This is a genomic window from Vibrio sp. R11-SG3-ISO3-SZ (assembly GCF_059834345.1).
Genome location: NZ_JCBDGX010000027.1, coordinates 1 through 20,355, shown reverse-complemented (window position 1 = coordinate 20,355; position 20,355 = coordinate 1). Strand labels below are relative to the sequence as shown.

Here is a 20,355-nt window from a genome sequence, read left to right as displayed (position 1 = left end):
ACGACGTCCCCGCCTCGACGCTCAAAGCGAGCGACATTTATGCCATCGATTGGGACATGGACTGGTTTACGCACCTCCCCGAGTCCAAGCTAAAAACGCGCTGGCCTCACCGCGAACTGCTCAAGGCGTACTCGAGCTCCAACCCCCCTTCACGTGAGTTAGCGCCAGTGCGAGACGTCAATAACTTGCTGCCACGCTTACTCTATGACTATACGCAGCAGCTCATCCGCGCCGGTGGCGTGAAAAAAACGCGACTGGCCGCCAGCACCATCACCAAATACACCGGCCTCACCAAAACGCTTGAGCCCTACCCCTTATCCTATTCAGATGCCATCAACGAAGAGGCCGTGAATGCTTGGGCGCAAAGCGTGTATGACTCGCTCCCAAACGAAACGAGCCAACACATTTTCCTCTATTTTTTGCGCTTTCTCAGCGCTCAAGAGCAGACTGACGGCCTTGATCTATCGCGATTTTCACCGCCAATCTCGTCGCCATCGGTCAGCCCCGCTCGACTGACACTGACGCAATTCGATACTCTGATCCACACCTTGATTGCCACCAACACCACACACCCATTTCGCAGTCTGTTTGCCGTCATCGCGAGCCTGCTCGGCTATTTCGCGATGCTGCGTCGAGGTGAAGTGCTGCGCCTTCGCTGTCAGGACATCCAGTTTGTGCCCAAAACCGGCCTGCTCCGCTTGACCATCACGCACACCCAAGAGGGACGCACAAAAAATGGGGAAACGCGCACCGTCGCGACCACCATACCCAAACGGTATCGCCGATTGTTTCAAGCCCTTCTCGTCATAAAAGAGCACGCGCCTGCGTCGTCACCACTGCTTGGCTTTGAAGGGGAAAAATATCACTCACGCCAACTCTATTACTTTGTTCCTATCACCCGAGCCTTAAAGCGACACTTCGGTTCGCACATGAAGTTTCATCATCTGCGCCACTCAGGCGTGCACCTTTTGATGATCCAAACACTGCATTTTGTCAGCGGCACGCCAGGGCCATACCGCGGTGAGACGATGCTAGAGCATGAGGTGTTGTCCAAGGAAAGCGTGTCAACGCGGTTTGAGGATTGGCTGGAAGGCCGGCACTTCTCTGAGGTCAATGATGGTTTCGTTCTGGATAAGGTCTTAGCGCAGATTGGCCACACCCACTACGCGACGACCCGGTGGTCGTATTTGCATGATATCGACTGGCTGCTGCCCATTGTCAGCCCAGCGCACCAGCCCTACCCGCTTCGAGACTATACCCATAGCGAGCTGCGCTACCTGATGGGGCTGTCTGCGACCTCGAACGATCTCTCCCGCCGTTTGAACGAGCTCTGTCCAGAGTATGCGCGAAAAACACTTGGCGAGAAACGCAGTCAAGCCATTCGCCTCTCAGATGCCCAGCTGCGCAGCGCGCTATTTGGTCATCCTAAGCCCCTTAAAGAAGAGCCGGAGCCGGATCACTTTCGCGCTTGGCAACAAACCATCCACGCCAGCGCCGAGACCTTGGTCGGTTTTCTGTTTAAAACCATGATGGTCAACCAATGTCTCGATCTTGCCGCGCTCAGTCACATCTGGGGTCTGGGCTGTCAGCATGATGTGCAACCGGTGAGCAAAGCATCGCGCACCGCCTTTCGTCAGTTACCCGCACCGGCCTTATCGGCCGACGGACAGGCGCTCACGCTGACCATGGCGTGCAATCAAAAAAATGCGCGCGCTTTTGCGGCCGCCTTTCGCCACAACACCTGGCGCTGGCTCGAGTGCCGATTTGAGCTCTCCGTCAACCGCAAACTCCATCGCGAGCGCCAGGTTGCGCTACTGAACGCGCACTACGTCCGCGGCAATGAGCGCGTGTGTGTCACGACACACGCCCTAGGGCCAACGTCCCTGACCATCGTCTTGACGCCCAAGCGCGCCCTGCCCAAACCCGTACTCGAATTTACTCAACAGTTTATCCAATCTATGTCACAACAGAAGGTCACCTCATGAAGATGATGATTCCCGCCGCTAAGCGAGCACTCCTGCAAGCCTTATCCGAGCATATCGATACCCACTATGTCGATAATGTGGTCACGCTCATCACGCACAAAGCCGAGCGCATGGTCACGTTTGTCTGTGGTCAATCGCCATTTTGCGCCGAGTACACACTACACCTCGACGATCGCTCCAGCGAACTCAAAGACAAACAGTTCTCCATCGATGGCAGCTTTGCCAAACGCCTCATTCACTATTTCGGCGAAGAGCAGGACATTGAGCTGAGATTCGACACCACCACGTCGGGGACTCTGTTTGTGGAGTTGATTGATACAACAGACCTTGGCAAAGGGGATGACTATCAAACCCCTGCACTGCGCCGCTGCCAATGTGGCGACGCCTCAGAGGAGCACTTGGCCTACTTAGCCGATAATCAGCAGCGCCCGACGGCTACCACCTCCAAAGCGACCATCGAGCGCATCGTGTTTGAGGCGCAGGAGAATGTGCCTTTTGAGTTTCTTGAACTCAATAAAGAAGAGCAATACCTGCGCGTTCAGCGTCAAGGCGAAGTCGAAGACAAGTCGCTCCCGCAAGGTCTCACCCTGCCCGTGTCTCTGGTGCTCACCCCTGAGACCACCAAGCAAATGACCGAGCTGTGCCGCATTACCAGTGGCCATGAGATTGAAATCGCGCAGCAGGGTGAGACGGTGACGTTTAAAGCCCCCGAATGCACCCTCACTTGCTCTATCGCCGGCGTCGAAGCGTTTTACCAAAAAAAGCCCGATCCCGTTCGCAGCTTAAAATACGTCGCGCTGAACTTATTCGCGTTTAAAAAGGAGCTCGAGCACTGCTTTAAGCACTATGGCCGCATCAAAAAGGCCAACGATGCCCTGTTGTATCTTGGCGAGGACCGAGCGGCGATTGCGGTGCTGACCCCGCCTTATGAATTTGCTCACCCCATCCATGTGTTTGAAGTCGGTCAACATACCCCTCACGCTGGCTCGTTGTTTCGCTTCTCACCGCGCGATCTCGACAACATCAAAATCAAAAACTCGCTCGAGGCGAAGAAAACGAGACTCGATGTGTTTGAAACCTCACGCGGCGAGCTCAAACTGGGGGTGTATTACTCGCTGGACGAGCGACTGCCGTATGACACCATTGCGATCGAAAACGACGAACGTCACCTGAACAAGGTCCTTTCAATGATCGAACGTATCGACGCAGGGCAAGAAGACATTGTCAAAGCGCCTGAGCAGCAAGGGGATTTGTTTTCTTTTGCGGATGAGCTGTAAAAGTAGGGACGTAAAGCGAAAAAACGTTTGAAATGGCGCCAAACCACTGGACAAACAACCAGTGATTGATATAGTAATTGATGAGATTTTCACCAACAGTATCGAAAACCGAGGCTATTGGGGTCTCTCAGACAAGCAGTTGGGATAGGAAGGCGGCAACCTCCCTACCCCGTACCGGCTGCGAGGACGTTTAACCCAGCCCAGCCGATGGCTCGATTCTAACGAATTCCATCGGTCAGGGACAGATCTATCTGACACCGATGGAGGCCAGCATGGCTCATATTCGCATTCGCCCCAACGGGCGCATTCAATTTGATTTTTACCGCTTTGGGGTGCGCTTTCGCGAAGGTACCCAATTAATGGCAACCCCCAAAAACCTGCGAGCGGCGCAGGCCACGCTCAAAAAAATGAAAGCGGAAATGGACTTGGGCACATTCCAATACCGCGACTACTTCCCCAACAGCAAAAAGGTCGCCAAGTTTGAAGCGCTGCATCGCGCCCGCTGCCCCAACTACCAATATCCGTTTTTCTCAGATTACGCCAACGAGTGGTTTGAGCGCCAAAAAGCCAACTGGAAATCGAGCTATCAACGCACCGTGCGTAACACCCTCGACCGCTACCTTATCGAAGAGTTTGGTAACGTGTTGATTGGCGATATTCGCCTTTCACACTTGGACTTTTTTCGTCAATCGCTTCAAGAGCGCTGCGGACGAGACGGTCAAACGCCGCTGACCAACAAACGCATTAATCACATTCTTTGGCCACTCATTGCCATCTTAAGCCTCGGAGCCGAGGAGTATCACTTCCCCTATCCATTTCGCCGCTATCGCGCGCTGAAAGAAGAGCGCGCCGAGTCTAACCCGTTAACCATCGACGAAGTGCGCGCGTTTTTAGCCGCGGTCGACCCGCAATGGCACGACTACTTTCTGGTGCGTTTTTGGACGGGCCTGCGCAGCTGCGAAATTCATGGGTTGTGCTGGCAACACATCGATTTTGATCATCGTTTAATTCGCATCAGACAAAACTTCGTCAATGGCGAGCTCGGTGACGTCAAAACCCCTAAGTCGCGACGCGACCTCAAAATGAGTGAAGCCATCTATGAAGCGCTAAAACGCCAGCGTGAACGCGTGCCCCATCAAGAGGACCAGTTTGTGTTTCCTCAGCCAAACGGTAACGGATTAAGCACGCACTACGTCAGCTCAAAGCTGTGGTACCCCACACTCAAAAAAGCGCAGTTAAAAAAACGCCGCCCCTATGAAACTCGCCACACCGCAGCCGTGCTGCACATTGCAGCGCACGAGAACCCGCTCTACATCGCGCAAATGTTAGGTCACAGCAACACCAAACTGCTGTTTTCGGTCTACGCGCCGTATGTGGCCAATGCGTCACGTCAAGATGGCCACGCTTTTGATGCCCTCATGCAAGGAGGTGTGTCATGATCCCCTCGTTTTCCGCCCCCGGCGAATGGCTACGCACCGCGCGCAATCGCCATTGGCTGCAACTGTTCGCACTGGGCGCGCAACATCCTGAGATCCGCGCCGAGCTCTCTTCTCACCCAGATGCGCTCAACACCTTAGAAGGGCAAGCGCAATTAGAAACGCTTGCCCAAAGGCACTGGCAACAAGCGCTCGACTGCGATGCCCTCAAGCGCGCTATTCATCAACACGCCAAAGCGCTTTGCTTTGGCCACAGTTTGTGGTTTGAGGATATCGAGCTGCATTTGGCGCACCCTGCTCTGCCCCTCATTAAATACTATGGCGCGCTGCTTTATTGGGACGGACAGACCCCAAAAGAGCGTCTGTGGGCGCGGCATTTAACCTACTGCCGCACCCTCTCCATCGCCTTGTATCACTCCGCGCGTTCGCCGCGCTCAGCCCTCTCTTACAATGCCCATTCTCTGACGGTGTCATCGCCCTCGACCAAAGAGTGCCTCTGCTTTGGTTATCGAGCCAAGAGCGGCTGTTACCGTCTCAATGAATGGCGATACCTCCTACTGCCGATGCCCTGGGAGCGCTAAAGGACATGCGCCAACACACCTTGGCGCCGCTCCTCGCCTTTAAATTGGCAAAAACGAAAAACTGCGACTATTGTAATGTAATTGTTGCATATATGTATCATTATAAGACTTTCTCATCATGGAGGTTGGCTATGGGTTTCACACGTACACACTATTTCGCGGCGTTGCTCAGCGTACTGCTGACAGCATGTGGCGGCGGCAGCGACAGCTCGTCATCGACGGGCGGCAACGCAAGCGCGAGCACCTTGGATGTCAGCGGGTCCGTCACCGCACCCGGCGGTTCGGTCGCCATGCTGGAGCACCGCTCGATGATTGAGCGCGTCTTCGATGAGGTTTTTCCGCCTCTCTACGCGGGCATCACCGGATTGCAACCAGTGACCGGCGCATTGGTTGAACTCATTCGAATTGACGACAACGGCAATCAAGTCGGCGACGTCCTTGCGACCACCTACACCTCGATCACCGGTGATTACACCCTTACAGTGCCCGAAGGCGTCTCTTTAGCCGGCAACTTAGTGGTCAAAATCTCGGGCAATAACGGCATCGATATGCGCGCGCAAGTCGTTCAAGAGTCGGTCGATATCTCACCGGCAACCGAGTTTGTCTTGCGTAAGTTTATCCAATCGGGCACCGACCTTGACACGCTTACTACCGCCTCGGTCATTAAATTAAAAGGCCAAGTGGAAGAGTTCGATTTGACCAGCAGCAGCGACATGTCGACGATGTTGGCCGCGCTCGATAATGAAGTGGGCGAGTTTGTCGACCAGCAGATCGCCTCCATCAACACCACCACGTCATCAGCGGTAGAGATTTCTGGCAACTACCGACTGTCAGAGATGGTCACCGGTCTGCATGACGGCGACTCGGGTACGTACGCCCTCGATCTGTATTACTCGTCCATTGCGCTTACCGGCGACAGCAATGGCAATGTCGAACTCATCTTAACTGACAATGAAGGGGCATGGGGGAACATGAGCGGAAATGACGACAGTAACAACTACTCTGCCGTCTATTATCCGGAAATGGAGGACGATGAAACCATCAGCGCGACCTATGACTCGACGGGCGTGTTGAGCATAGACAGCGAATTTGAAGAAGAGATCGACGGTGATTGGGGTTGGCGCTCTCCCCCACACTCCACCAAGTTTCAAAAGGTCAGTGACATGGATGTGGCGTTTAGCCTCAGTGCCTACAACGCCGCTCGCTACGCGACCATTGATACCAATGAGGATGGCACCAATGATGCCCTCGACCCCGATGGCTACAGTGGCGCGGAAGTCGGTCGCGGACTGATACTGCTGGCAAAACAGCCGAGCAACATGTCCACCTCGGATTTGACCGGCGATTTTGGCCGCGTGTATTTGGGCTCTCGCTTTACCAACCAAGGTGAGGTGGAAATTGAAGCGGAAAGCAATGTGTTGACGTTTTCAGGCAGCGGGACGGTAGACATTTCACAGACGACTCAGCAACACCTATCTAGGAGCAGTGGCTATTCGGAAGAGACCATTAGCAGTGAAACTGGCATCGAGATTGTCACCGACGCCACAGGGGATGTAACCTCAGTCGGCGGCGAGAATGCCGATGGGTTTGTGAACGCAGACTACAATTTCTTGGTGTTTTACAATGCCAGTGGAACAGATGGTACGGACATGGAAGTGGACACGACGCTGGCGGTGAAATTGCCGTCATCGGCGCCAGTGTTAACCAATCGAACCTACAAACTTATCCTCAGCAACGCGGCGATGCTCGGCCAAAAGTTTGAGCTTCTCCACTCAGGGTTCTCCACCACGCTCACCTTTAGCTCTGAGACCACCGCTGAGCTTACCGGGCCCATCACCAACATTGACCTGCCCTCGTTAGGCGCGTCACTTGAGACATCTAAGGAAACCGTCACACTGAGCGCCACCTCATCGGTGGCGACCGATGGCGCTGCTACCCTCACTGTGTCCGACGACGAGGGCTCGCTCACCATGACTGGCTACTTTAATGAGTCCGCCAGTTTAGGGGTATTTACGACCGCGACAGCGGATACAAACTCAGACACTGATGGGTTGGGTCTGGCGGTGTTAGTGGAAATTGAGTAAGCGCATCGAGTCGAGTGGTTGGCTACCATAGACTATATGGATGTGCTTACCACTCGATTTCCATCACATCTTGACAACAAGTTGTAACTCTAGGAATAACTCTTACATTTTTTGACGACTGGCTTCAGGTCACTGCTGATGCTCGTCAATAATTTCTCTCTTCACACTTCGTGGAGCGTGAGATTCGAAAATATGGCTCATTTTATCTGCCATTAAGTCACGGCTGAAGCTAGGAGCTGCAACTATGCTTGAAGATCTAACATCCGAGTATAATTTGGCATCAGTATACAAGCGTTCGATCGCCTGAGTTATTTGCTCTACATTCTCACTTTCTACAACAATACCTGACTTGGTTTCTTCAATAATTTGCGTTGCTTCACCTTCAGGTACACTCATGATTGTTGGGATACCCATTCCCATACATTCAAAAATTTTAGACGGGATAACTGTTCTAAACAGTTCACTATTCACTAAAGGAACCAACGAAACATCACACAGAGACCAAATTCTGGGCATCATTTCTTTTGGCTGCCTATCAATAAGGATAACATTGGAAAGATCCTTCCCCTTGACTAAATCCACCACTTTTTGCCTAGCAGCGCCTCCCCCTGCAAATACAAAACGAATATCATCATTATATTTGAGCTTCTCTGCAACTTGGACGATACGCTCAAGACCATGAGCCATACCATGTGTACCAACATAACCCGCTACAAATTTTCCGGTTAAACCATATTGGCTTGCGAGCTCCGCATCTTTACTTTCTACTGGTTTATATTTTGTTAAATCAACACCATTTCTAACAACATCGATTTTATCAGGTTCGATTCCTCTCTCAACAAGCTCTTTCTTAAATGCGTGCGTTACTGCAATGATAGAATCGGCTCGCCGATATAAAAACATCTCTATTTTTTCCAGCACACGGATGGCAAAACTTTCTTTCATGGCGCCCACTGCAGTAATAGATGCTGGCCAAATATCTCTTAACTCAAAGATAAATGGTCTTCTTCGTATCGCAGATAGTGCCCACCCAGCACACGCACAAAAAAACTGTGGAGATGTTGCAACTATTACATCAGGTTTCTTTTGAAATAATCCGGCCAGAAACCCCGACACCATAAAGGACATATAATCGAGAATACGCTTTACAAAACCTTCATTGGCAGTGATGTACGTTTTAACTCTCACTACGTTGATCCCGTCAAGTTCATGCGTTCTATACCAAGAGTTCTTGTAACCCTCAAACACTTTACCTTCTGGAAAGTTAGGGGCGCAGGTAATGACTGTGACTTTATGACCCGCCTTGAGCCAACGGATAGCATGCTCATAAGTTCTTGTTGCAGGCGCATTACCTTCTGGGGGGAAGTTATCAGTGAGAAAAAGAATATGCATTACTAAGCTCTTGTTAGAAAAAATTTAACTTCATTCTGTAGAAAATTTAAAACTATCTTTCTATTGGGTATAGATAAACCAAATTCAGGGTGCCACGTCGTATCAAGTACTTTAACCTCTGCACCCTCCACCTTTATCATATACTGACGGCCGTTGGGTAAGTTGAGGGTGACGTCGCCATCACTGTTTTGGTCTTCTAACCGAATATCAGGATGGAGATGGTAGTGCGCTTGTGCATGATTAAAAGCACCGGATAGCCGGTCATGAATGAGCAGTTCACCTTGTTTTAGCTGCCAGGTCCGCGTATGCGTGACTTTTCCGGGCAATCGCATGTAACCATCATGGGAACATTCAACCGTAATACCACACTTATTCTTCGTGATGATAGGTTTACTCGGATAAGCTCGCCTTGCTACACGAAAACCACTCCACACCTCCGAGGAATCTTTACCGTCTACAACAACAGTATTGTGCGCTTGTGTTTGTCGTTGCCTATGTCTTTCTGGGCCAGAGCCATAAACCGAAGTGCCACTGTTTACAAACACCCTTTCGTTATCGATGCTCATCTCAAAAGAGAGCGTATCAGCATGTGCATGGCCGGGAATATAATCCGGACCCACCTTTGCAACATCAATGATTAACTTATGAGGTTGGTCCTCAATAATCACATAGCCACTAGTATCTAGATGAAATACTTTATCTTCTCTGGGAACAGCATAGGTAGATAAATTAAGGAGTTTTGCATACCGTTTGAGTAAAGATAATTTAGGCGCAACTCCTATTGCAGAGTCATTAAATAAAGAAACATCTCCGTCTGGATGTGTCATTAATTCAGCCCATCGAAACATTTTGCTAATGGTTATACGCCAAGATACTTGCTTACTTTGGGGAATGAGGTCTGGATAAACCATACTCAACTGATACAAATCAAGCATATCAGCAAGAATCGTGTTGTGATACATAGGCGTAAGCTCAAAGTTACCACCATCACTAAGTATCTGTTCTGGTACTTCTCTATCTAAAATATCTAGACCACGCTTTAACCAACCTCTTGCTATATTACCCTGGAAAAAACAGCCAGCAAAGACCAACGCTTTAGCATTTGCGAATAAGTGGTTACCTAGTAAATGATATTCTAATTGCTGCTCTAGGGCTTGAACTTGATAGGACAAACTCGACAACCATTCCTCTTTCGGTTTATTTCCGGATAGAAACCATTTAATCCAATTCACCGAGCGAAGTGAAATAGTATAAGGCTCCCAACCGTTTCCTACCATCAGAGGATTCTGCTCTACCCAAGAGTTAATCAACCTATGATGAATTTCAACTCTGTCCTGCCATCCGGACTGGTTTAAGTCATCGAAGTAATGCAAATTGTAAAGCCAAAGTTTAGCTTTATTTTCATCATTCCAATCACCAACCTCATCAATAACATTAAGAAATCTAAACTTCCCTTTGTAATAAGACGAATCGAGAACGGAAAATGGCAACCAATCAGTATATCGTTCCCTTATGGAAACATTAAAATCTATAAATTTTAATCTATTAATTCGTCTTATAACCCGATTATAAACTTGAATAGGCTTTAAGTATTTCAATGTGTGGAAAATAATCTTAATATTTTTCATTACTTATCAATAGAGTTTAATAACTAAACAATGAGAACTGATCTACAAAACCTAGAAAAAGATAAAAACGAAATCCCATTGAATCCACATCGAGATAATTATACTAAATGAGATTCATTCCTTAATTACAAACCGAAGCTTTCCTGTTTTGGTTCTTTCGATAGAATCAACATAATCAATATCAAACACAATATTTCCGTTCAATCTCTTATTTATCTCAACAATCAAACTTTTCTCATCAAGTGAAGTAAACCCATCACCTTTAACAACTCTAAATAATACAGAGAGATCCTTTCTTTGATATATTTGAGCCTCTCTAACATTAACCATATTCTTAAATATATGATCTAGGCGTCCAACTTTTATTCCGTTTTTTAACTCCAGATACTCTTCCTTTCTCCCGTCTATAGACTTTACTGTACGACCCCCTTCACACCGACACTGTTGATCTGAAAGTTCAACGATATCACCGGTTCTATATCTGAATAAAGGAAATGAAAAGTTATATAGTGATGTACCAACGACCTCGTAAAATCCAGGAGCATCTTGCAATGGCAAAAACTCGACATATGAAAACTCTTCATCGACATGTAAATTACCATACTGACACTCTGAGATCATAGCTACACCTTCGGTTTGGCAGTACAACTCTGTTGGCTTTACCTTAAAGAAATTATATATCGAACTACGTTGCTGCTTGGACAAGCTCTCAGAACCCAATGTTATAGCTTTTGGGTGATAATCTAACTCCAATTTACGTTCTAAAGCTAGCTGAGATAGCAAGGACAAAAAAGAGGGATAACCGTGAATCCATGGCGGTTGATATTTATTTAGAGCGTCAATATAAGAGTCCACATTATTCACACTCAAATGATAACAAGAAAACATTATTTGTTTTCCTACGTAATTGACACGATAGTTTGGTGATATCAGATCAGATGATTTCTTCAATGTTCTCCCACAGAAGTAACCACACCAGTCTCCTTTTTTAATTCCAAACCTATCCCTATATCTTTCAAAGAAGTACCACATGACAGATTCGGCATATTTAGTCGTTGTCATATTCAAACCAGCACCAGTTGTGCCACTAGTCTTAAGCTTTACGGTATCTCGAGTTTCAACTGATATATCTGAGCTATTTTTAACGACGACAGACTTATCCAATATAGGTAGTTTCTTAAGCTCAAGGAACATATCATTAGCTTGAGTATTAACATCGGATCTATAGAATACACCCCGCCAAAACCGGGACTCTAAAGCGTTAGAGAAAGCTCTTTTTAATAACACTTGGTGTAACTCTCTTGTTGATACACCCGTCAATTCACTAGGTGGTTGTTTAAGCATCCTTCTTTTTTCCAAGAATATAGCTGCGATTGATATCAGCATATTCTGAATCATAAAAGGTAAGGATAAATAAATTTTCTCAATCACAATTAATTCCTATCAGTCACTACCGACCAATTAATACACTCAACACAATTTGGTAACTTCACAACTGAGTACGTAACGAATTTCAATCACCATTATTACGTATATTTTATATAAATTGCTGTAAACTTAATCATTTAATATATTAACCAACTCAGGTCCAATAGATTCCCAAGTAAAGTATTTAGCGTTAGAATATGCGTTTCTTTTCATTTCAAAACAACTATCATTCGTTAAATCAGCAGATTTTTCTATAGACTCCTTTAAAGAGCGTTCAGTATGCTCCTCAACAAGAATAAAGCTCTTATCGCTATCGAACAGGTCTAAAACACCTGTTTTAGGTGTAATTAACAGGCTACTATTCAACATAGACTCTATGAAAGTGATTCCATAGCTTTCCCTGTCTGAAAAACAAATCATAAAATCAGACCTACGTAGCAAATAGTCTTTAAACTTCCCTTTTGCTACCCCTATGTATCTGACATTATCATGACATTTACATAGGCGCTCAATTGCACTCCTATCGGGTCCATCTCCAGCAACCAATAAGCAAGCCCCTTCAATTTGAGCTGCTGTGAATGCTTTTACAATTGAAGTTACATTTTTCCTAGGCTCAAGGACCGATAGCGTTAAATAAACTTTCTCATATTTATCCATGTAGTCAGAAACGGAACTTTTTTCTATTAGATAGCCCCCCTTATCTGACGTCTTAGAGACAGGGACATTCATATGATATATTCTATTGTTATTAATCTCAGCTCTAAAATATTCGAAGTGTTCTTTCGACACAAATATTGTCCGACCAGCCGAACTTAGAACCCATCTTATAATGAACTTTGCATTAGATCTTCGATAAAAAACTTCAAAATCAGCCCCATGTACAATTATTGTGCTTTTTACATTTAAAGCTCTAGAAATAAAATATAGGATTGCTTTTTCATAAAACCCCCAATAACTACTTGTATTCAGAACTACTGATCTAATTTTTCTTTGGTGTAGTTTTATAACAAAAGCAATTATAACATTAATTGAATTAAATAGTTCAAAAAAAGAGAACTTACTATTCCCTTGCCTAGTCCGGTTTTTTAAAGAGTAGGTATCAAAGTACTCACTATCTATATTAGACTTATCTAAAAAATCGACCAAACCTGATAGGAAATTTGATATCCCACCAATTAAATTCAGACTAGGCCCTACGATTAACATCGTCATTCACATCATTCCTATACAAAAAGGATAAAAAGTAATAATATAAAACTGCTGCTATAACACACAATTTTGAGTCATGATAAAAAGGATCTAGAAATGATAAAACAAATATATATACTGGGACAATTGATATATATAACTTATCCAAAAAAGTCAACTTTGACAATATTATACAATAAAACATATATATTAATGGAACATAACCAATCAACACTCCAAGTAAACCAAACCTTACCAGCCAAACTGTTTGTGAAGAGTCTGGAGTTCTAAGAGAAAGATCAAATGCATATGGATGTTTAAATTGTGATATATAATCTTTTGTGTCTCCAACGCCCAATAGAATGGTATCCAACCTCTGACTAATAAAATCTAGAGCCCAGGCTTTCAACACCATTCGGTGAGATGCTGTCGCATACTTCCCACTATCTATATCAATTCCCCGAAATAGTGTTTCTACCAGTTCAGCATTAGTCAAAACAAATGAGAAAATACCAATACTAAAAGCAGTTATTAGAATAAATTTAGCTTTTAAGCTTCGAACTAAATAGAAAAAAACAAAGAGTGATAACAGCAGTGATATCCGAGATAAGCTCATACCTATGGCCATAAAACTGAATACTATCACTAACAAAACAGCCATTTTGTTACTTTTAAAAATATAGTAATGCAGTAACGAAATTATGATACATATTAACCCAAACATTCCAGCCTTCCCAGGCTGTCCTATAATTCCAAAACCTCTATATCTAGAATATCCCGCTGTATAATAGTGCCCTTCACCATACATTTCGACTAAACTATCAAAAATGGTTGTAAGTTTTGGGAGTAACATTAGTATTGCATGAAATAATGATACAACTACAAGTATGTATAATATTCTTTTCGAGTTTGATTGTGTAATGTTTCTCAAACCAGACAGGCATAAAATCGGCAGGATAATTTGAAATACCCTAACAAACTCTGACAAATCAGAGTAAGTAAAATCTAGCCCAACGACAATAGCAACATAGGCATTGCTAAACACCTGAAAAAAGAAAAGGAAAAAAAAGCAAATCGTCAATATCTTCATTTCCTTTGATAATCTAAACTTACCACCATAGATACATAATATTCCAAGTTGGAATAACAGTATTATAAGATTGGTTAACTTATAATATCCCTCCCCACCATAAGGAATAAATACAACAAGGATAGACGAGAGTGCCAAAAACGCTTTCAATTTAGTATTGTCAGTTCTATGCTCCATCCCTAATTACCTTTAATATGTGTAAAAACCTTAGTGCCATTACTAAAGATAGGGAATACACATTAATTACACCTCCAAGTTGATCGCTAATAATGCCTCTGGTTACCACAAACCAAACTAAAAGGCTAATTAAAGAGTAAGAAAATAGAAGCACTACGTTGGCTTTTAGTAACTTAGAAGTCTCACCTCTATATATTATATAATTGCAATCAAACAGTGATAACTGTGAAAAAAGAAAATATAGTGAAATACCAAAAGAAACTAGTATCACTTGTAAACTTAACAAACCTTGACCATAGAACCAGAACAACGAGATTAAATATCCAGATACAATGCTTATAATTAGAATTCTAAATAGAACAATCCTATTAAGATCTAAGTATTTATTTGCATAGATACTCTGTGATGCACGCACAATATCTCTCGTCTTCTTCAGTAGTCGAATCCTCGGCAGTAACATTACCAAGCTTAAAAAGCTTACAGATAACATCGTTGTGTATGTTAAGGCATTATTTATTTCACTCATAAACAATGGTAACAGTAGAATCACACCACCACTACAAAAGTTAGAAACCCCTGAATTAATAGCATTAATGTACTCCCTAACAAGAGACATTTCTCTTAATAATCCAAAAATGCCTACTATAAGAAAAAAGAAAAAATACACCGGAAGTACAAAGCTATCAGCATCAACATAATAGAAAAAAACAAACATAACAAAAAATAATAATGAGAACACTAGATCCGTCAAGATCACTTTATTCTCTTTTTTTTGATATATGTATATGTTTCTAATCACCATGTGTAATGTAACCAGAGGAATTAAGTTAAGAAATTCGCATGGTATAAAATAGTTACCAGTATAATATAAATAAATTTCATTGGGTATATAGATTAATACATATCCACATGATACTATACTAGCCGCATAATACTTACAGTGCATTCCTTTCTTTATTATACGACTTATATAAACACCTGGTGATAGTGAAAAAACTATCGTAAGAGCAGAAAAAAATGAGAAACTTGAAGCCAGATCATCTATTTTAACACCATCTATTAAGTATGGGATAAATAAAAGAAACAATAACCTAAAAGCTCCTTGATAAGAAGCTATCAAACTATATTTAATGAAGCTAATCAATTAGTCCATATCCCCTTTGTATCAATAATAAAATCATCTTTTATCTTAATTTTCTTGAACTGGTGGTGATCAACTAAAAGAACATGGATATTAGTTCGACTAAGTGATTCATCGAGTGAGACTAATTCAATATTATCTATATTTGTAGATGTAACATTAGGCTCTATTGCCAATACTTTGCCCACATGACTTTCAGCTATAGATTTTGTAATATATAAGGCTGGGCTTTCACGTAAATCGTCAATATCTGGTTTGAATGTTAGCCCATAGAAAGCAATCGTTACATCTTTTGCCGTCTTTGTCGGGTTTTCGTTAAGGAAATCAGCAACTGCCACCTTGACCTTATCTATTACCCATTGGGGTTTATGATCATTGACATTCCTTGCTGTGTGAATAATTTTTGCTGTTTCTGGTGTTTTCGATACAATGAACCAAGGGTCCACTGCAATACAGTGACCACCAACACCAGGTCCAGGCTGAAGAATATTCACTCTTGGGTGACGATTAGCTAGTGAAATCAACTCCCATACATCGATGTCCAATTCATCACAAATCATCGACAGTTCATTTGCAAAGGCAATTTGCACATCACGTGATGAGTTCTCTGTAAGCTTTGCCATTTCTGCCGTACGGGCGTTAGTGATAACACACTCTCCCATTACAAATGTTTTATAAAGCTCAACACTACGCTCCGAGCAGCGCTTACTCATCCCGCCAATCACTCGATCATTCTGAACAAGCTCCGTCACCACTTTACCCGGCAATACTCGCTCTGGACAATGTGCGATATTAATATCAGCCAAATCGCCTGCTGTTTGTGGAAAGCTCAAGTCCTGACGGGATTCTGCAAGCCACGCCGCCATTTGCTCGGTTGCACCTACTGGCGATGTTGACTCAAGAATAACCAAATCACCTTTTTTTAAAACCGGGGCAATAGCCTTCGCCGCAGACTCAATATACGACAAGTCTGGTTCTGGAATATCTCCGACTTCACAAGATTTAAATGGTGTCGGTACTGCAATTAAGAATGCATCTGCAGGCTCTGGTACCGTTACCGCTTTCAAATATTCTTGCTGTACGGCGGCACTCACCAACATATCTAGATCCGGTTCAACAATGTGGATTTCACCACGATTGATGGTATCTACAGCATGTTGATTAACATCCACACCAATGACTTTTTTCTTTCGCGAGGCAAACATGGCTGCTGTCGGCAACCCAATATAGCCAAGACCTACAACTGAAATTGTTTCAAATGACATCTTTGATCTAACCTTAAAATTTAATCTTCTAATTCGTTTAGAATTCTTTCGCAGGCTTTACCGTCTCCGTAGGGGTTATGGGCAAAGCTCATTGTGTGATAAGCGGTCTCACTCGTCAGTAGTTCATTCAAGTTACTAACAATCGCATCTACATTCGTTCCTACTAACTTGACCGTACCTGCCTCAACTGCCTCTGGGCGCTCTGTTGTATCGCGCATCACAAGTACCGGTTTACCAAGCGACGGAGCTTCTTCTTGAATGCCACCAGAATCGGTTAAAATGATGTGAGCCCGGCTCATTAAGTAAATAAACGGCAGGTACTGTTGAGGTTCAATAAGATGAATATTATCAATGCCGGCAAGAACACGATTCACAGGTTCACGCACGTTTGGGTTTAAGTGCATTGGGTAAAGTATTTGAGTTTCAGGATGTTCTTTGGCTGTAATGGCTAATGCTTCACAAATTCGTTCGAAGCCGCCACCAAAACTTTCTCTTCGATGACCCGTAACTAAGATTAACTTCTTGCTGTGATCTAAGAACGGAAACTGAGCGGCTAATGTCGCGTTCAAATCGCTGTCCGACTCGATTTTATCTTTCACCATGAGCAACGCATCAATAACGGTATTTCCTGTTACGTAAATATCCTCTGATGTAAAATTTTCGCGTAGAAGGTTTTCTTTCGACGTTTCAGTCGGCGCAAAATGGTACTTCGTTAATACTCCGGTCAACCTTCGGTTAGCTTCTTCTGGCCACGGGGAATAGATGTTACCGGTTCGAAGGCCTGCTTCCACATGGCCCACTTCGATTTGCTCATAGTAAGCAGCTAAACTGGCTGCAAAGGTTGTCGCCGTATCTCCGTGAACCAAAACGACATCCGGCTTAAATTCTTGAAGAACGGGTTTAAGCTCTTGAATGATTCGTGCAGTCACATCATTAAGTGTTTGACCCGCTGTCATTAGGTTCAAATCGTAGTCCGGTGTAATATCGAACAGATCTAACACTTGGTCTAGCATTTCTCTGTGCTGCGCGGTAACGCAGCATTTTGCTTCGAAGCGATCGTCTGCTGCAAGTGCGTGAACCAGAGGTGCCATCTTGATGGCTTCTGGGCGCGTTCCGAAGACCGTCAATACTTTTTTCTTAGCCATTATATTTGCCACTTTATAACGTTTTAGGGCTTTCATTCCCTGAATATTTTTAGTTTAGAGTTGAATTTCCATTTTGATTTCAGTGGTGTTGATTAACTATTTCTCCAAACCCAATTTTTAGACAAAAAAAAGTCCCAGTAACTTTACAGTCGCTGAGACGTTATTGTTTGATTTGGAGACACCGCAACATCCTTGACGCGTTTACAACTCATTAATTTCATTCTTGTTTGGGGTTTAACCCCAATAGTCACCATTCATGCAAAGACGCTACCGCCCGTTGACATTGCGTTGGTCACATTACGCAAACATTCACATTGTGTGCGACGTCTAACGCCGCGCTCATACGAGCTCATACTTTAGGCTGATTATGAGCGCTTTTATTATGCACACCGTTGTTCAGAATACAATTGAAAATTAATGTAAATTGTTGCGTAGCGCGACCGGGCATCAAACGCGATCGCCTGCCCCTTTGCCCAGTACCGTTTGAATAATGCAAAGGAAATACTGCTTGAGTGTTAGCTCTTTAATCATGCGAACATCCCACTCAACTAATAGTTCAGGTGTCGACATATCAATATCATTGATTTGCGCTAAACCGGTAATTCCTGGCCGAGCTTCATACACCCCGTTCGCTTCACGAAGTGCGACCAATTCGATTTGATTGAAAAGACACGGCCTTGGACCGACGAGACTCATCTCTCCCTTAAGAACATTGATCAACTGCGGCAACTCATCGAGCTTGGTCTTGCGCAAAAAACCGCCCAGCTTGGTCACCGAGCTCTTGCCCACAAGATGCGTCGCAACGGACGCGGTTTCAACCGGCATCGTGCGAAATTTGATCAGTGTAAATGGTCGCTGAAAACGCCCTACTCGAGTTTGAAAAAACAATGGAGAGCCGGTATCAAAAAAGCCCATCACACACACTATAAGGAGTACGGGCCAAAGTAGCAGTAACCCTACCAGCGCAAAAATAAAATCCAACCAACGAATCACGATTTACTCCTGTTTTTGTCTTTGTTTCGTGTCTCTATAAAATGCGTGACGGTCCGAGCGATGCCCTCATGAAAAGGGACCACCGGTGACCAGTTTAGAACCGATTGTGTTTGCTCAATGTCCACTTGTAAGTTGCCGCACAATCGCTCCGCCACGCCGGGCTTTCCGATGCTCTTTGCGGCCCATTGAATCCAGCGCATTGGGATGGGTATCAGCGCCGACGGTTTTCCCATTGCTTTTGCCACCGCTTTCAATAATTGTGTGGTTGAGACATCCTCACCATCGGACACTAAAAAAGTATGCCCGCTCGCATGAGGATGCTCACAACTGGTCAGCATCAAATCCACCAAGTTGTCGAGGTAGACCAGACTGCGCGCGTTGTGGATCGCGCCAAGTGGTAAAGGCACTCCTTTGGCCACCCACCCCATCATGGATTGAAAATTGGCCTTCACGCCCGGGCCGTAAACCAGCGGCGGGCGAATGATCACCAGTTCCATACCCGTGCGCTCACACAAGGCTTTCAGCGCCATTTCCGCCTCATACTTACTTAGGCCGTAGGGATCATCGGGGACATCGCATACATCTGGCGTAAAAGGCTGACCGGCCAAAGTGCGCTCGCCATTGACTTTAATGGAGCTGACAAATACAAACCGTTTAACGCCCGCCTTCGCCGCTTGCTCAGCAAGATGCAAGGTGCCATGAGTATTCACACAGCGATAGGCTTCTAGAACGTTACTTTCACTCTCTTGCATTTGATGGACCCGAGCGGCGCAATGAATGACACAATCAACATCGTCAAACGCGCCTTGCCAATCGGTCTTGTCATCAAAGGCTTGGATCGCAAATGAGGACTCAGAAATCGGCTTAGAGGATACACGGACAACGCCCACCGCCTGCCAGCCTCTCTGTTTCGCCAATTGCATGACGCGAGCGCCAACAAAACCGTTACTCCCAGTGACTAATACCTTCATTTTCCCCCTGCGCTAACTGGCGCTTTTCTCGTACAAAACAATGTGTGAGGACACAATTGGGGCAAATGATACCGTTTTCCTCTAGCGTTTGACATTAAAGGTTTCTAGAATACAGGCGACATAATAAAAAATAATAATTTTCAGCTGGCAGTGGTATTCGATGTTCACCCCAATTCAACTTCTTCTTAATGCCAGTCGCAGAAACAAGCGGCTGATCACCATTCTCTATGACATCCTTGCGGTGATTGCCTCGCTGTATTTGGCCATTGTGTTTCGCTTAGGCACGACAGAGTTTGCGATTGGGTTTGACGAATTTGCCAGTCTTGTGGTGACACTCGCCGTCACGATCATCAGCTTTGCCAAATTAGGGATGTACCGAGCTGTTTTGCGCTACATGATGCTGCCGGCTATGGGCTACATCTTCTTTAGTGTCTTACTGTCGACCTTAACACTGGCGCTCAGCGGCTTCTTCTTTCACTCCTTTATTCCTAGAAGTGTGCCGTTTATCTATGCCGGATTAGCGATTTTGACACTAGGTGGCCCGCGTATCTTCATTCGCACCATCTATTATCAT

At 44.8% G+C, this 20,355-nt stretch carries 14 protein-coding genes and 1 pseudogene; 6 read left to right on the top strand and 9 right to left on the bottom strand.

Annotated elements, in window-relative coordinates; all coding sequences use genetic code 11:
* The 5 genes from AC6R1O_RS03540 to AC6R1O_RS03520 all read left to right on the top strand — a co-directional run.
* Positions 1-1,985, top strand: a 1,985-nt coding sequence (locus AC6R1O_RS03540) for a site-specific integrase (protein WP_500656496.1), incomplete at its 5' end; no start/stop codon positions are given.
* Entirely contained in the window at positions 1,982-3,262 is a 1,281-nt protein-coding gene (locus AC6R1O_RS03535; protein ID WP_500656495.1) for a hypothetical protein, read from the top strand. The genes AC6R1O_RS03540 and AC6R1O_RS03535, both read left to right, overlap by 4 nt.
* A 272-nt stretch (positions 3,263-3,534) precedes the next feature.
* Entirely contained in the window at positions 3,535-4,701 is a 1,167-nt protein-coding gene (locus AC6R1O_RS03530; protein ID WP_500656494.1) for a tyrosine-type recombinase/integrase, read from the top strand.
* Positions 4,698-5,279, top strand: a complete 582-nt coding sequence (locus AC6R1O_RS03525) for a hypothetical protein (protein ID WP_500656493.1) — start codon at positions 4,698-4,700, stop codon at positions 5,277-5,279. The genes AC6R1O_RS03530 and AC6R1O_RS03525 overlap by 4 nt, the downstream gene beginning before the upstream one ends.
* A gap of 131 nt (positions 5,280-5,410) precedes the next feature.
* Positions 5,411-7,363, top strand: a complete 1,953-nt coding sequence (locus tag AC6R1O_RS03520; protein WP_500656492.1) for a hypothetical protein — start codon at positions 5,411-5,413, stop codon at positions 7,361-7,363.
* A gap of 129 nt (positions 7,364-7,492) precedes the next feature.
* On the opposite strand, the gene AC6R1O_RS03515 is transcribed toward AC6R1O_RS03520, so the two are convergent.
* The 9 genes from AC6R1O_RS03515 to AC6R1O_RS03475 all read right to left on the bottom strand — a co-directional run bounded on the left by AC6R1O_RS03515 (position 7,493) and on the right by AC6R1O_RS03475 (position 19,781).
* A complete protein-coding gene (locus AC6R1O_RS03515; RefSeq protein WP_500656491.1) occupies positions 7,493-8,755 on the bottom strand; it encodes a glycosyltransferase family 4 protein in 1,263 nt (420 codons plus the stop codon).
* Between the two features lie 2 nt (positions 8,756-8,757).
* Positions 8,758-10,383, bottom strand: a complete 1,626-nt coding sequence (locus AC6R1O_RS03510) for a heparinase II/III family protein (protein WP_500656490.1) — start codon at positions 10,381-10,383, stop codon at positions 8,758-8,760.
* A 114-nt stretch (positions 10,384-10,497) separates the two neighbouring features.
* The gene (locus AC6R1O_RS03505; protein WP_500656489.1) at positions 10,498-11,814 is read right to left on the bottom strand and encodes a phenylacetate--CoA ligase family protein; all 1,317 of its coding nucleotides are present in this window, start codon (positions 11,812-11,814) and stop codon (positions 10,498-10,500) included.
* A gap of 126 nt (positions 11,815-11,940) precedes the next feature.
* The gene (locus tag AC6R1O_RS03500; RefSeq protein ID WP_500656488.1) at positions 11,941-13,023 is read right to left on the bottom strand and encodes a glycosyltransferase family 4 protein; all 1,083 of its coding nucleotides are present in this window, start codon (positions 13,021-13,023) and stop codon (positions 11,941-11,943) included.
* Positions 12,998-14,266: a hypothetical protein gene (locus AC6R1O_RS03495; RefSeq protein WP_500656487.1), complete on the bottom strand. Its 1,269-nt coding sequence runs from the start codon at positions 14,264-14,266 to the stop codon at positions 12,998-13,000. Before AC6R1O_RS03495 ends, AC6R1O_RS03500 begins: the two co-directional genes overlap by 26 nt.
* A 1,140-nt stretch (positions 14,267-15,406) precedes the next feature.
* Positions 15,407-16,672, bottom strand: a complete 1,266-nt coding sequence (gene wecC, locus AC6R1O_RS03490) for a UDP-N-acetyl-D-mannosamine dehydrogenase (RefSeq protein ID WP_500656486.1) — start codon at positions 16,670-16,672, stop codon at positions 15,407-15,409.
* 20 nt (positions 16,673-16,692) lie between these two features.
* Positions 16,693-17,817, bottom strand: coding sequence for a non-hydrolyzing UDP-N-acetylglucosamine 2-epimerase (gene wecB, locus AC6R1O_RS03485; protein WP_500656485.1), 1,125 nt, complete (start codon positions 17,815-17,817; stop codon positions 16,693-16,695).
* Positions 17,818-18,264: 447 nt separating this feature from the next.
* Positions 18,265-18,813 carry a sugar transferase gene (locus AC6R1O_RS03480; RefSeq protein WP_500656497.1) on the bottom strand — a complete coding sequence of 183 codons (549 nt, stop codon included), beginning with the start codon at positions 18,811-18,813 and terminating at the stop codon, positions 18,265-18,267.
* Positions 18,807-19,781, bottom strand: coding sequence for a UDP-glucose 4-epimerase family protein (locus AC6R1O_RS03475; protein WP_500656484.1), 975 nt, complete (start codon positions 19,779-19,781; stop codon positions 18,807-18,809). Before AC6R1O_RS03475 ends, AC6R1O_RS03480 begins: the two co-directional genes overlap by 7 nt.
* A gap of 160 nt (positions 19,782-19,941) precedes the next feature.
* Between AC6R1O_RS03475 and AC6R1O_RS03470 the strand changes: the two are divergent.
* A pseudogene (locus AC6R1O_RS03470) lies at positions 19,942-20,355 on the top strand (polysaccharide biosynthesis protein); the annotation flags it as partial.

What these genes read in the sequence shown, in the direction of transcription:
- AC6R1O_RS03535 (WP_500656495.1), top strand. Translation starts at nt 1,982, where the DNA reads ATGAAGATGATGATTCCCGCCGCTAAGCGAGCACTCCTGCAAGCCTTA.
- AC6R1O_RS03530 (WP_500656494.1), top strand. Translation starts at nt 3,535, where the DNA reads ATGGCTCATATTCGCATTCGCCCCAACGGGCGCATTCAATTTGATTTT.
- AC6R1O_RS03525 (WP_500656493.1), top strand. Translation starts at nt 4,698, where the DNA reads ATGATCCCCTCGTTTTCCGCCCCCGGCGAATGGCTACGCACCGCGCGC.
- AC6R1O_RS03520 (WP_500656492.1), top strand. Translation starts at nt 5,411, where the DNA reads ATGGGTTTCACACGTACACACTATTTCGCGGCGTTGCTCAGCGTACTG.
- AC6R1O_RS03515 (WP_500656491.1), bottom strand. Translation starts at nt 8,755, where the DNA reads ATGCATATTCTTTTTCTCACTGATAACTTCCCCCCAGAAGGTAATGCG.
- AC6R1O_RS03510 (WP_500656490.1), bottom strand. Translation starts at nt 10,383, where the DNA reads ATGAAAAATATTAAGATTATTTTCCACACATTGAAATACTTAAAGCCT.
- AC6R1O_RS03500 (WP_500656488.1), bottom strand. Translation starts at nt 13,023, where the DNA reads ATGACGATGTTAATCGTAGGGCCTAGTCTGAATTTAATTGGTGGGATA.
- AC6R1O_RS03495 (WP_500656487.1), bottom strand. Translation starts at nt 14,266, where the DNA reads ATGGAGCATAGAACTGACAATACTAAATTGAAAGCGTTTTTGGCACTC.
- wecC (WP_500656486.1), bottom strand. Translation starts at nt 16,672, where the DNA reads ATGTCATTTGAAACAATTTCAGTTGTAGGTCTTGGCTATATTGGGTTG.
- wecB (WP_500656485.1), bottom strand. Translation starts at nt 17,817, where the DNA reads ATGGCTAAGAAAAAAGTATTGACGGTCTTCGGAACGCGCCCAGAAGCC.
- AC6R1O_RS03475 (WP_500656484.1), bottom strand. Translation starts at nt 19,781, where the DNA reads ATGAAGGTATTAGTCACTGGGAGTAACGGTTTTGTTGGCGCTCGCGTC.